Origin of the sequence: Bradyrhizobium iriomotense (genome assembly GCF_030160715.1) — a bacterium.
In the GTDB taxonomy this organism is placed as follows: domain Bacteria; phylum Pseudomonadota; class Alphaproteobacteria; order Rhizobiales; family Xanthobacteraceae; genus Bradyrhizobium; species Bradyrhizobium iriomotense.
The window spans coordinates 144,473-156,544 of sequence record NZ_BSOW01000012.1 but is presented as its reverse complement, the minus strand read 5'-3'; the positions used below and the strand labels follow the sequence as shown (position 1 = coordinate 156,544).

The 12,072-nt window shown below is 65.9% G+C and carries 12 protein-coding genes; 10 read left to right on the top strand and 2 right to left on the bottom strand.

Features of this window, described 5'->3' with window-relative positions; all coding sequences use genetic code 11:
• Window positions 1-175 precede the first annotated feature (175 nt).
• The 7 genes from uvrC (at window position 176) to QQL28_RS18595 (ending at window position 6,435) form a co-directional block, all read left to right on the top strand.
• Entirely contained in the window at window positions 176-2,236 is a 2,061-nt protein-coding gene (uvrC, locus tag QQL28_RS18625; RefSeq protein WP_284267543.1) for an excinuclease ABC subunit UvrC, read from the top strand.
• Between the two features lie 96 nt (window positions 2,237-2,332).
• A complete protein-coding gene (gene pgsA / locus QQL28_RS18620; protein WP_284267540.1) occupies window positions 2,333-2,950 on the top strand; it encodes a CDP-diacylglycerol--glycerol-3-phosphate 3-phosphatidyltransferase in 618 nt (205 codons plus the stop codon).
• A complete protein-coding gene (gene moaD / locus QQL28_RS18615) occupies window positions 2,947-3,198 on the top strand; it encodes a molybdopterin converting factor subunit 1 (protein WP_284267538.1) in 252 nt (83 codons plus the stop codon). Before pgsA ends, moaD begins: the two co-directional genes overlap by 4 nt.
• 10 nt (window positions 3,199-3,208) lie before the next feature.
• The gene (locus tag QQL28_RS18610) at window positions 3,209-3,676 is read left to right on the top strand and encodes a molybdenum cofactor biosynthesis protein MoaE (protein ID WP_284267536.1); all 468 of its coding nucleotides are present in this window, start codon (window positions 3,209-3,211) and stop codon (window positions 3,674-3,676) included.
• Window positions 3,676-4,635 (top strand): 50S ribosomal protein L3 N(5)-glutamine methyltransferase, encoded by a 960-nt coding sequence (gene prmB / locus QQL28_RS18605; protein ID WP_284267535.1) that lies wholly within the window; start codon window positions 3,676-3,678, stop codon window positions 4,633-4,635. The genes QQL28_RS18610 and prmB overlap by 1 nt, the downstream gene beginning before the upstream one ends.
• Before the next feature lie 85 nt (window positions 4,636-4,720).
• Window positions 4,721-5,308: a phage holin family protein gene (locus QQL28_RS18600; RefSeq protein WP_284267533.1), complete on the top strand. Its 588-nt coding sequence runs from the start codon at window positions 4,721-4,723 to the stop codon at window positions 5,306-5,308.
• Window positions 5,305-6,435 (top strand): YihY/virulence factor BrkB family protein, encoded by a 1,131-nt coding sequence (locus QQL28_RS18595; protein ID WP_284267532.1) that lies wholly within the window; start codon window positions 5,305-5,307, stop codon window positions 6,433-6,435. The genes QQL28_RS18600 and QQL28_RS18595 overlap by 4 nt, the downstream gene beginning before the upstream one ends.
• A gap of 78 nt (window positions 6,436-6,513) precedes the next feature.
• Here the strand turns inward: QQL28_RS18595 and QQL28_RS18590 are convergent, their stop codons facing one another.
• Window positions 6,514-7,353, bottom strand: coding sequence for a class I SAM-dependent methyltransferase (locus QQL28_RS18590; protein WP_284267531.1), 840 nt, complete (start codon window positions 7,351-7,353; stop codon window positions 6,514-6,516).
• A 114-nt stretch (window positions 7,354-7,467) separates the two neighbouring features.
• On the opposite strand from QQL28_RS18590, the gene QQL28_RS18585 reads away from it, so the two are divergent.
• From QQL28_RS18585 to QQL28_RS18575, 3 genes are all read left to right on the top strand, one after another.
• Window positions 7,468-8,994: a winged helix-turn-helix domain-containing tetratricopeptide repeat protein gene (locus QQL28_RS18585; RefSeq protein WP_284267529.1), complete on the top strand. Its 1,527-nt coding sequence runs from the start codon at window positions 7,468-7,470 to the stop codon at window positions 8,992-8,994.
• 136 nt (window positions 8,995-9,130) lie between these two features.
• Window positions 9,131-10,555, top strand: coding sequence for an EAL domain-containing protein (locus QQL28_RS18580; protein WP_284267527.1), 1,425 nt, complete (start codon window positions 9,131-9,133; stop codon window positions 10,553-10,555).
• A gap of 15 nt (window positions 10,556-10,570) precedes the next feature.
• A complete protein-coding gene (locus QQL28_RS18575) occupies window positions 10,571-11,425 on the top strand; it encodes a TIGR01459 family HAD-type hydrolase (RefSeq protein WP_284267525.1) in 855 nt (284 codons plus the stop codon).
• Between the two features lie 67 nt (window positions 11,426-11,492).
• Here QQL28_RS18575 and QQL28_RS18570 read toward each other — a convergent pair whose 3' ends face one another.
• Window positions 11,493-11,888 carry a response regulator gene (locus QQL28_RS18570; RefSeq protein ID WP_008567674.1) on the bottom strand — a complete coding sequence of 132 codons (396 nt, stop codon included), beginning with the start codon at window positions 11,886-11,888 and terminating at the stop codon, window positions 11,493-11,495.
• Window positions 11,889-12,072 lie beyond the last annotated feature (184 nt).

Below are 12,072 nucleotides of genomic sequence, written 5' to 3'. Positions count from 1 at the left end.
AACCAAGAACTTTTCGCGTAGGATTTATCGAGAGTTTTAAGTTAAAGGGTTGTTAAGCGCGGTTACCGCCCGCTTAACAGTCTTAAGGAAGCGTTACCGGGAACACCGCGCGCGGTCGCCGTCAGCCGGCCCGGTGCAACTTCAAATCGGCGCTCCCAGCGCCTAAATTCGCACCATGAATCACGATTCCTCCGACACCCCGGACACTGCACGCGCGCGGAAGGTGCGGCGTGGCGCAGCGCCAGACGCCACGCCACAGGAGCTGACGCCGCCCGACGTGGATCCTGCGACGAATGGCAGCGACGACGAGGACGAGGCGCGGCTGCCCGACATCCTGGAAGAGGCGGGCGCGGTCGGCGAAGGCCCGCTTGCGACCGGACATGACGCGATCGAGCGCGCGGTGCGGCTCGCCCCCACCTCGGCGGGCGTCTATCGCATGCTCAATGCGAACAACGACGTGCTCTATGTCGGCAAGGCCAAGAACGTCAAAAAGCGCCTCTCCAACTACGCGCGGCAAAGTGCGCCGCAGCCGGCACGCATTTTGCGCATGATCGCGGCGACGGTCTCGGTCGAGATCGTCTCGACCACGACCGAAACCGAAGCGCTGCTGCTCGAGGCCAACCTCATCAAGCAGCTCCGGCCTCGCTTCAACGTGCAGCTCCGCGACGACAAGTCGTTTCCCTACATCCTGATCACCGGCGACCACTGGGCGCCGCAGATCCTCAAGCATCGCGGCGCGCAGACCCGACCCGGGCGTTATTTCGGCCCGTTCGCTTCCGCCGGCGCCGTCAACCGCACCATCACCGCGCTACAGCGCGCGTTCCTGATCCGCTCCTGCACCGATTCGTTCTTCGAAAGCCGCACCCGGCCCTGCCTCTTGCACCAGATCCGCCGCTGCGCCGGGCCCTGCACCCGCGAGATCGACTTCCCGGGCTATGCGACATTGGTGCGGGAAGCGACCGACTTCCTCTCCGGCAAGAGTCACGCCGTGAAGCAGGAGCTGGCGGGCGAGATGGAAAAAGCCTCGGGAGAGCTCGAATTCGAGCGCGCCGCGCTCTATCGCGACCGTCTCGCCGCGCTGTCGGCGATCCAGTCGCAGCAGGGCATCAATCCGCGCACCGTGGAAGAAGCCGACGTGTTCGCGATCCATCAGGAAGGCGGTTTCTCCTGCGTCGAGGTGTTCTTCTTCCGCACCGGGCAGAACTGGGGCAACCGCGCCTATTTCCCGCGCGCGGAGAAGACGTTCACGCCGGAAGAGGTGCTGGGCTCGTTCCTCGCGCAGTTCTACGACGACAAGCCGCCGCCGAAGGTCATCCTGCTCTCACACGAGATCGAGGAAAGCGAGCTGCTAGCCAACGCGCTGTCGATCAAGGCCGGCCACAAGGTGGAGGTCTCCACGCCCAAGCGCGGCGAGAAGAAGGAGCTCGTCACCCACGCGCTGACCAATGCGCGGGAAGCGCTGGGGCGGAAGCTCGCGGACACCGCGACGCAGGGCCGCCTGCTCGAAGCGATGGCCGCGACCCTTGCCCTGCCGCATCCGCCGAAGCGCATCGAGGTCTACGACAACAGCCATATCCAGGGCACCAACGCGGTCGGCGCCATGATCGTCGCTGGGCCCGACGGCTTCGTGAAGAACCAGTACCGCAAGTTCAACATCAAGTCGGAAGGGCTCACGCCTGGCGACGACTATGCGATGATGCGGGAAGTCTTGCAGCGCCGCTTCAAGCGGCTGCTCAGTCCGCCCGAAGAGACGGCGAAGGCCAAGGACGACGACTTCCCGCAATGGCCCGACCTCGTGATCATCGACGGCGGCCGCGGCCAGCTCAACGCCGTCAGGGAGATTTTCGAGAGCCTCGGGCTCACCCAGGTGTCGCTGATGTCGGTGGCCAAGGGGCCGGACCGCGATGCCGGGCGCGAGACGCTGTTCATGCCGGGCCGCGAGGCGATCAAACTCGAACAGCGCGATCCCGTGCTTTATTTCATTCAGAGGTTGCGCGACGAGGCCCACCGCTTCGTCATCGGCTCGCACCGCAAGCTGCGCAAGAAAGACATCCGCGAGGCCGGTTTGCAGGAGATTCCGGGCATCGGCCCGTCACGCAAACGTGCCTTGCTGCATCATTTCGGAACCCTGAAGGAGATCGAGCGGGCGTCGATCGCCGATCTCGGGAAGGTTCCGGGGGTGAGCGCGGAAAGCGCCCGCAAGATTTTCGAGTTTTTCCATCCCCAGCCGGGGTGAACTAAAGGGGGCCGTGGTCATATGGACGTCGCATCCCGCACCCCATTTGGGAGCGGGACGGTTGACCTTCAGGCTGCAGCGGTATTGGTAGAACGGATGAACATCGCCACGACACGAGGGACGACCAGCCGCGCGATGTCCCTCCCGAACATCCTGACCTATGGCCGGATCGCCGCGATCCCGGTCGTCGTCGGGTGCATCTACGCCCAGTCGATCCTGGACGGGCCGCTCTGGCTGCGCTGGGTAGCGGTTGCCATCTTCATCGCGGCGGGGGTGACGGATTACCTCGACGGCTATTACGCGCGGATCTGGAACCAGCAATCGGCCTTCGGCCGGATGCTCGACCCGATCGCCGACAAGCTCCTGGTTGCCTCGTGCCTCCTGATGCTGGCGGCCGACGGCATCATCCACGGCTGGTCGCTGTGGGCCGCCATCGTGATCCTGTGCCGCGAGATCCTGGTCTCGGGCCTGCGCGAATATCTGGCGGCACTGCGCGTCAGCGTGCCCGTGACCAAGCTCGCCAAGTGGAAGACGACGGTCCAACTCGTTGCGATCGGCTTCCTGCTCGCGGGCGAGGCGGGCGACCAGGTGGTGCCGGTGGTGACCCAGATCGGCCTGCTCTTGCTGTGGGCCTCGGCGCTGCTCACCATGTACACCGGCTACGATTATTTCCGCGCCGGCATCCATCACCTCATCAAGGAGGATGAGGGATGAAGGTGAAATATTTCGCCTGGGTGCGCGAGCGCATCGGCAAGGCGGAAGAGACGATCGAGCCGCCGGCCAGCGTTCGCACCGTGGAAGAGCTGATCGCCTGGCTGTCCGGCCGGAGCGAAGCCTATGCCTATGCGTTCGAGAAGCCGAAGGTGATCCGCGCCGCGATCGACCACGCCCACGTCAAGCCGAATGCGGCGATCGCCGGCGCCCGCGAGATCGCGTTCTTCCCGCCGATGACCGGCGGCTAGCGTCGCGCGCATGTCGGGCCCCGTCACCATCCGCATCCAGCAAGACGATTTCGACGTCGCGCGCGAGATCGCGGCGCTGACGAACGCTCGCACCGACATCGGCGCGGTCGTGAGCTTCTCCGGCATCTGCCGCGGCGACGAGGACAACGCGAAGATTTCGGCGCTGACACTGGAACATTATCCGGGCATGGCGGAAGAGGAGATCCAGCGCCATGTCGACGAGGCGATCTCGCGCTGGCCGCTCGACGGCATCACCGTCATACATCGCGTGGGCCGGATCACGCCCGGCGAAAACATCGTGCTGGTGGTGACTGCCTCGCAGCATCGCCAGGCGGCATTCCAGGCGGCCGAGTTCCTGATGGACTACCTGAAGACCAGCGCGCCGTTCTGGAAGAAGGAAGAGAGCGTAGCCGGCACCGGCTGGGTCGAGGCCAATACCCGCGACGACCAGGCCGCCGCACGCTGGACCAAATCCTGATGGCAAAAGCATCCAAGAAGACCACGCGCGGCCGCGCCGCACCCAAGCTTGCGAAGGTCGCCGCCGGCGAGCTCGTGACCCTGCTCGATTTCGTCCGCTATGCGGTGAGCCGCTTCAACGAGGCCAAGCTAGCCTTCGCGCATGGCACCACCGATCCGGTGGCCGAAGCTGCCTTCCTGATTTGCGAGGCGCTGCATCTCAGTCCCGAGCAGTTCGAGATCTTCACCAATGCCCGCGTCACCGCGGCCGAAGGCAAGTCCATCCTTGCGCTGATCACCGCGCGCGTCGCCACGCGCAAGCCGGCCGCCTATCTCGTCAACAAGATCTATATGCGCGGCCTGCCCTTCTATGTCGACGAGCGCGTGATTGTGCCGCGCTCCTTCATCGGAGAGCTCCTGGATTCGCATTTCGGCGGTGACGGCGAGGCCGGCTCGCTGATCGACGATCCCTCGGCCGTCCAGCGCGTGCTCGATCTCTGCACCGGCTCCGGCTGCCTTGCGATCCTCGCGGCGCAGCACTTCCCGAATGCCGAGGTGGACGCTGTCGACATCTCCAAGGGAGCGATCGAGGTTGCCGCGCGCAATGTCGCCGACTACGCCCTCGAGGACCGCGTCACGCTCCATCGCGGCGACCTGTTCGCGCCGCTCGGCAACGCGCGCTACGATTTGATCATCTCCAACCCGCCCTATGTCGATGCGGAAGGGATGGCGGCACTGCCGCCGGAATGCCGCGCCGAGCCGAAGCTTGCCTTCGACGGCGGCGCCGACGGGCTGGATGTCGTGCGCCGCATCCTGCAAGACGCACCTCGCTACCTCACGCCCGAGGGCGGACTATTGTGCGAGATCGGCCGCGGCCGCGAGCGGATCGATGAGGCGTTCCCCGAACTGCCGCTGCTCTGGCTCGACACCGAGGACAGCGAGGGCGAGGTGTTCTGGATCGCCGCCGCCGATCTCGGCTGACGCCAGCGCCGCCGGAACAAGTCAAACGCCTCCACGTTCATCCACCAACAACGCTGTCAGCCTCGGCCGCCGGAGGATGTTTCGCATGCTTGCGCCATCGGGCGAATTGCTACGCGCCGGAATGGCGCTCAAGCTCAACCACCTCAGGCGCGCCACCCGGTCGTATTTGCGCGATCGCACCAGTCAGGCCACCGGCAAGGCGACGTCCTATGCGGTCGGCGCCGGCCTCTTCGCTGTGGCAGGCCTGTTCGCCATCGCCGCCTTTTTCGTCGGGCTGATGGCGCTGTTCCGCTGGGTCGAGCTCACTTACGGAATGTTCTGGGCCTTCGGCACCGTTGGCGCCGTGCTTCTGGTGCTGGCGGCGATCTGTGCCGGCATCGCAATGGCCCAGATGAAACGCCGGCCCAAAGCGGTGGTGCCGCTCGCAAGCCGGCTGCGGGTTGCGATTGCCACGCCCCGGATTCCGCGTGGAACGGTCAAGGAGGCCGTGAAGGAGGTCGCGACCACGATCCCGCTGGTGCCGCTCGCGCCGGGCGAAAAGGGCCATCGCAACGGCGGTTCGCCGGCAAGGGGCAACCGCTCGGTGCAGCTCGGCCTGATGCTCGCAGCCATCGGGCTGTTGGGGCTGACGGCGGCGCGCCGGAGGCGCCACAGCCGCCGATTGGACGCATGATGGCGCCGCGGCGCGAGCAGCTCGACGATTGGCTGCTCGTCGCCGCCACGACGGTGTTGGTGCTGACGGCGGAACGCTACGTTCAGGGCTACGTCTCGCCGCGATCCGTCGCAGTCGAGGACCGCCGCAACCAGGAAGGCAATTCGCCCGAAACCAATCCCGCTCGCGCCGCCTTGCAGCCCGGCCGGGGGCGCCGGTCCAAAAGCCCGTTCAAGATTCCCTTCGCCGGCTGGAAGGATATTCTCTGGCGCACCTACCAGCGCATCGACGAGGATCGCCTGCTCGCAACCGCCGGCGGCGTGGTCTTCTTCGGGCTGCTTGCGATTTTTCCCGCCGTCACCGCGCTCGTCTCCTTCTATGGCTTGTTCGCCAACCCCTCGACGATCAGCGCCAACGTCCAGACGCTGGCGATGATGCTGCCCGAGGGCACGTTCCAGATCATCGAGGACCAGATCGGACGGGTGGTGTCGAAGGGCAACACGGCGCTTGGCGCCACCTTCCTGTTCGGTCTCGCGCTGGCGATCTGGAGCGCCAATGCCGGCGTCAAGTCGATCATCGACGCGCTCAACGTCGCCTATGAGGAGCGCGAGAAGCGTAGCTTCATTCGGCTCAATCTGGTGTCGCTGGCTTTCACGGTCGGCGGCATTGCCGCGCTCCTCTTGATGGTCGGCACTGTCGTCGCCTTCCCGCTCGCGCTGAACCATCTCGGACTTGCTCCGGAGAGCAAGCTGATCGTCGCGCTGGCGCGGTGGCCGCTGCTGTTCGTCATCCTGCTGGGTGCGCTCGCGATCCTCTACCGCTTCGCGCCCAGCCGCGATGCCGCGCGCTGGGAATGGCTCAGCATCGGCGCGGTGACGGCCTCCGTGCTGTGGATCGCCGGCTCGGCACTGCTCTCCTGGTATCTGTCGGAGTTCGCCAACTACAACGCCACCTACGGCTCGCTGGGCGCAGCGATCGGGTTGATGATGTGGATGTGGATGTCCGCCATCGTCATCATGTTCGGAGCCGAGCTGAACTCGGAGATCGAGCGGCAGACCTTGCGGGATACCACCACGGGCAAGCCCAGGCCGCTCGGCAGCAGGGACGCCGTCTCGGCCGACACGGTCGGCGCAGCCGCGCCATCCTAGAGCATGATCATCGCGCTTTAGTCAGATCGAGCGGTCAGGCCGGATCTGCTCCGGCCTGACCCTATCCTTCCCTGCGGCTCAGCGCTTGCTGATCACCGCTTCCAGATATTCGCTGTGCACGACCACCGTACCATCATCGGCGTGGTTGAACTCGCCGACGAGCCCCAAGAGATCGCGGCGCAGTGCCGCCTGGCCGTTGTCGTCGAGCGCAGCAAAGGCTTTCAGCATCGGACCGTAGAACGACTTGAAGACGTCGAGCCAGTGCTCGGGCGAGCGGTAGCGGAACACGAATATGCGCGGCTCCGCAGCGATCTCGGAGGCCTGCCCGCCGAACATTTCCTCGAGCCGGGCCTTGGTGCCCCACAGCGCCGGCGATTTCACGCCGGCCGGTGGCGGCAGGTGCTTGCCGAGGGTCTTGAAGAGCTGGCCGATAAAGCCCTGCGGCGTCCAATTGGCGAGCCCGATCTTGCCGCCCGGCCTGCACACCCGCGCAAGCTCGGACGCCGCTTTATCCTGATTGGGCGTGAACATGACGCCGAACGTCGACAGCACAGTGTCGAACGAGGCATCCGGGAACGGCAACGCCTCGGCATCCGCCTCGCGGAATGAGATCGTCAGGCGTTCGGCCGCCGCGCGCTCGCGGCCGCGCTCGAGCAGCGCCGGCACATAGTCGGTAGAGGTGACCTCGCACCAGCGGCGGGCGGCGGCGAGCGTCGCGTTGCCGTTACCGGCGGCAACGTCGAGCACCTTGCTGCCGGCGCGCAGGTCGAGCGCCTCGCAAAGCTGCTCACCGACGATCTGCAATGTGGTGCCGACGACGGCATAGTCGCCGGACGACCAGGCACCGTGCTGGCGCTGCTTGAGCGCGGCGAGATCCGGTTGGGTGTCGGTGGCCTTAAGTGCTGCGGATGTCGACATGGCAATTTCCTCCGGTTGAAGATGCCGGGACGATAGAGCGCAGGCCCGCGACTGGCTTTGAGAGCGCCGTTATTTTACGTTGAGAGCGCCTTGATTTCTGAGCGGGAGTCGCGCGTGGCGTTCCAGTTCGAGGATTTCTCGCTTGATCCCGAGCGCCGCGAATTGCGGCGCGCCGACAAACTCATCGCGCTCGAGCCGCAGGTGTTCGATCTCCTGACCCATCTGATCCGCAACCGCGACCGCGTGGTGACGCGCGACAACCTGCTCGACTCCATCTGGAACGGGCGCGTCGTCTCCGACTCCACGCTCGCAAGCCGCATCAATGCGGCGCGCCGCGCAATCAACGATACCGGCGAGGAACAGCGGCTGATCCGCACCGTGGCGCGCAAGGGCGTACGTTTCGTCGGCGAGGTCGTCGAAACGCCCAAAGCTGCCCCGTCAGCGGCGCCGCTGCCCGAGCGACCGGCGGTCGCCGTGCTGCCGTTCACCAATATGAGCGGCGATGCCGAGCAGGAGTATTTCTCCGACGGCATCAGCGAGGACATCATCACGGCGCTGTCGAAGCTGCGCTGGTTCTTCGTGATCGCGCGCAACTCCTCCTTCATTTACAAGGGCCGGACGGTTCACCTCCGCCAGGTCGCGGACGAGCTCGGCGTCCGCTATGTCGTCGAAGGCAGCGTGCGCAAGGGCGGCGATCGTGTGCGCATCACTGCGCAGCTCAACGACGTCGCGACCGGCAGCCATCTCTGGGCGGAACGCTTCGACCGCAAGCTCGCCGACGTGTTCGCGGTGCAGGACGAGATCACGGAAGCCATCGTCTCCGCGATCGAGCCGCAGCTCTACGCGGCGGAGAATTTTCGCGCCCAGCGCAAACCGCCCGACAGCATGGATGCGTGGGACCTGGTGATGCGGGCGCTCTCGCACTACTGGCGCGTGACGCGGCAAGACCACGTGGTCGCACAGGCCCTGCTGGAGAAGGCCATCGCGCTCGACCCGAATTACGGCAAGGCGCTGGGCCTGCTCGGAACCAGCTACATGTTCACGGCCCATATGGGCTGGATGGACATGGCCGCCGCCATGCCGGTCGCCGAGCGCGCCGCATTCGCGGCGATCCGGGCCGACGACGAGGATCCCTGGGCGCATAACGCGCTTGGCCACGTCCATCTGTTCGCGCGGCGTTTCGAGGATTCGCTCGCCGAATTCGAGACCGCGCTGCAGCTCAATCCCAGCTTCGCGCTGGCGCAGGGCTATTATGGGTTGGTGCTCAGCTATTGCGGCCGCTGGCAGGAAGCTGGCGAGGCGACCCGCCGCGCCATCCGCCTCAGCCCGCGCGATCCTTATGCGCCGGTCTATCTCGGCATCGAGGCCTATGCCCGCTTCCTCGGCAGCGATTACGAGGAGGCGATTCGGCTCGCGCACGAGGCTTTGCGCCAGCGCAGCGATTTCGTCGGCGCGCACAGGGTGCTGACCTCGGCGGCCGGCATGGCCGGCCGCGAGGACCTTGCCCGCTCCGCGCTGCGAGAGCTGCGCCGGGCCCAGCCGAACGCCTCGCTCGCCTGGATCGCCGAGTTCATGCCGATCCGGTTCGCGAGCGACCGCGACCGCTACCTGGAAGGCTTTCGCCGCGCCGGCCTCACCTAGCGCACGACGACTATCCCCGCGAATCAACAATGATGTTAAGGTCACCCTCGCTTGGGGGAGCGTTTAACAAAGGCGTGCGAGACGTGCCCGTGTTTTCCCGGGTGGGGCAGTCAGCACTTAGGGCGTAGCGCACGGCATGATCCGTATTTCCACGATCTTCATCGCCATCTGCATGGTGCTGGTCGCAGCCTCGCTCGGCCTCGTCCTTCATTCGGTCGCCGGCATCAATGGAACCGAATCCGCGATCGTGGCGCTGACCGCGCTCACTTTCCTGATCCTGTACAACGCGGTCTCGATGCGCCTGCGCGACCGCAGCGACGTCGGCAACCAGATCGCCGATCTGTCGCGCGGCACCGCCGATCTGGCCCGCCAGGTCGCCGAATTCGGCCGCCGGCTCGCAGCAGTCGAGGGGCGCGTCGCGTCGGCCAATTCCACCAATGCAGACCGCATCCAGTCGGTGGTCGGCGAGATCAACGAGCTCGGCGGCCTGGTCAAGCAGCTCGCCGCCACCGTGGCGACACATGAGGACCTGCTGGCAACGGGCACGCCCGCCGCGCCGCCGGAAGCCGAGACGGCGCATGATCAATTGGCAGCGCCAGAGCCCCGGCCGGCCGCGCCGCCGCCGGTTCCGCCGGCACCCGCGACGGCTCCGGCCGCGACCGCCAGTACCCGCAACCAGACGCAACTGCTCGCGACGCTGCGCAACGCGATCGACGAGAATCGTATCGACATCTTCCTCCAGCCGATGGTGACGCTGCCGCAGCGCAAGGTCCGCTTCTACGAGGCGGTGACGCGGGTGCGCGACGAACGCGACCAGTTCATCGCGGCCGAGGAGTTCATCAGCATCGCGGAGGCCTCGGGGCTCATCGGGCGCATCGACAACATGGTGATGCTGCGTTGTGTGCAGGTGCTGCGCCGGCTGATGGTGCGCAACAAGGACGTCGGCGTGTTCTGCAACGTCGCGGCCTCCACGCTCGGCAATTCCACCACGTTCGCGCAATGCCTCGACTTCCTCGAGGCCAACCGGGCGCTCGCGCCCTCGCTGGTGCTCGAGTTCAAGCAGTCGACGTTCCGCAATCTCGGCCCCGCCGAGACCGAGAACCTCGCAGCGCTCGCCCAGCGCGGCTTCCGCTTCTCGATCGACCACATCACGGACTTGCGCATCGAGCCGCGCGAGCTCGCCGACCGCGGCGTACGCTTCATCAAGGTGCCGGCCGCGCTGCTGCTCGATCCCAGGCAGGCCTCGACCTCGGACATCCATCCGTCAGACCTGTCCGACCTGCTCGGCCGCTTTGGCATCGACCTCATCGCCGAGCGGATCGAGGGCGAGCGCGCGGTGGTCGATCTCCTGGACTACGACGTACGGTTCGGCCAGGGGTTCCTGTTCGCACCGCCCCGGCCATTGCGGCCCGAAGGTGCATCTGCTACCGCCGGAGCCGCGCCGGACCAGGCGCAGCAACAGGGATCCAATGGCTCCGCCCCGTCCAGCTCAGGCGAAACGGCTTCTGCGCCGCCGCCCCAGCGCATCACCGGCAATGCGGCGCTCGCGCGCCGCCTCTAACCGGCCGTCCGCGTCATGACCACGCTGCATTTCGTCGAGAGCCTGCGCGAGCTCGTCACGGGCGTGGATGTCGTGCTCAGCGACATCTGGGGCGTGGTCCATAACGGGCTCGAGTCCTTCCCCGAAGCCTGCGAGGCGCTGCACAATTTCCGGCAGCAGGGCGGTACGGTCGTGCTGATCACCAACGCGCCCCGGCCGGCGGATTCGGTGCAGCGGCAGTTGCGCAAGCTCGGCGTGGCAGACGAGACCTATGACGCCATCGTCTCCTCAGGCGATCTGACGCGGCTCTATGTCGCCGATCATCCCGGCCGAAAGCTGTTCTGGCTCGGCCCCGAGCGCGACGGCTCGATTTATCGCGGGCTCGGCGCGGTGCTCGCACCGCTGGAGGAGGCCGACTACATCGTCTGCACCGGCCTCTATGACGACGAGACGGAGTCGGCGGAAGATTATCGCGGCATGATGCTGAAGGCGCGCGAGCGCAAGCTCACGCTGGTCTGCGCCAATCCCGACATCGTGGTCGAGCGCGGCGACCGGCTGATCTATTGCGCCGGCGCCATCGCCGAGCTCTATCGCGAGATCGGCGGCGAGGTGATCTTCTACGGCAAGCCGCACCGGCCGATCTACGAGCGCGCGATGGCGCTCGCAGGCGAGCGCCAGGGCCATCAGATCGACCGCAGGAAGGTACTCGCGATCGGCGATTCCGTGCGCACCGACCTGACCGGCGCGCGCGAGTTCGGCATCGACTGCCTGTTCGTCACCCGCGGCATCCATTCCGAGGAGTTCGAGGGCCTCGACCAGCTCGATCCGGCCTCGGTGCTGGAGCTGTTCGGCCATCCGCCGAAGGCGCTGATGCGCGAATTGAAGTGGTGACCGCCTGACGCAGAAAGCCCGGGACGAGCCCGGGCTTTCGAAGTCGAAAGATGCCCTCAGCGGGCGCTTACGCGCTCGCCATGTCCGGGAAGACCGCCTCGATCTTGGTCTTCAGCGTCGCTGCGTTGAACGGCTTGACGATATAATTGTTCACGCCGGCCTTCTTGGCCGCGATCACGTTCTCGGTCTTGGATTCCGCCGTGATCATGATGAAGGGCGTGGTGGCGAGGTTGGGATCGGCCCGCACTTCGCGCAGCAGGTCGTAGCCCGTCATCGGCTCCATGTTCCAGTCGGAAATCACGAGCCCGTACTTCTTGCCGCGCATCTTGTTCAGCGCCGCCGAGCCGTCGCTGGCGTCGTCGATGTTCTCGAAGCCAAGCTGCTTCAGCAGATTCCGAATGATACGGATCATGGTGCTGTAGTCATCCACCACCAGAACCGGCATCGACAAATCAACCGCCATCTCGACTCCCCCAAACGCAACAGGAAATATTAACGATCGAACTGCCGGACCCGAGGTCCCACAGTTCCATTTCCAAAGGACTAGCACCAAGGCGTTAAACAGCGCGTTAATCGAGCCTTGCCGGAAAGCCCGGAAATCCCGTCCAATGGCGTCGCATCCCCCGCTTGACTTCGCCTGGCGCGTC

Bases quoted from the DNA above. Each gene is read 5' to 3' on its own strand.
- uvrC (WP_284267543.1), top strand. From the start codon at position 176: ATGAATCACGATTCCTCCGACACCCCGGACACTGCACGCGCGCGGAAG.
- pgsA (WP_284267540.1), top strand. From the start codon at position 2,333: ATGAACATCGCCACGACACGAGGGACGACCAGCCGCGCGATGTCCCTC.
- moaD (WP_284267538.1), top strand. From the start codon at position 2,947: ATGAAGGTGAAATATTTCGCCTGGGTGCGCGAGCGCATCGGCAAGGCG.
- QQL28_RS18610 (WP_284267536.1), top strand. From the start codon at position 3,209: ATGTCGGGCCCCGTCACCATCCGCATCCAGCAAGACGATTTCGACGTC.
- prmB (WP_284267535.1), top strand. From the start codon at position 3,676: ATGGCAAAAGCATCCAAGAAGACCACGCGCGGCCGCGCCGCACCCAAG.
- QQL28_RS18600 (WP_284267533.1), top strand. From the start codon at position 4,721: ATGCTTGCGCCATCGGGCGAATTGCTACGCGCCGGAATGGCGCTCAAG.
- QQL28_RS18595 (WP_284267532.1), top strand. From the start codon at position 5,305: ATGATGGCGCCGCGGCGCGAGCAGCTCGACGATTGGCTGCTCGTCGCC.
- QQL28_RS18590 (WP_284267531.1), bottom strand. From the start codon at position 7,353: ATGTCGACATCCGCAGCACTTAAGGCCACCGACACCCAACCGGATCTC.
- QQL28_RS18580 (WP_284267527.1), top strand. From the start codon at position 9,131: ATGATCCGTATTTCCACGATCTTCATCGCCATCTGCATGGTGCTGGTC.
- QQL28_RS18575 (WP_284267525.1), top strand. From the start codon at position 10,571: ATGACCACGCTGCATTTCGTCGAGAGCCTGCGCGAGCTCGTCACGGGC.
- QQL28_RS18570 (WP_008567674.1), bottom strand. From the start codon at position 11,888: ATGGCGGTTGATTTGTCGATGCCGGTTCTGGTGGTGGATGACTACAGC.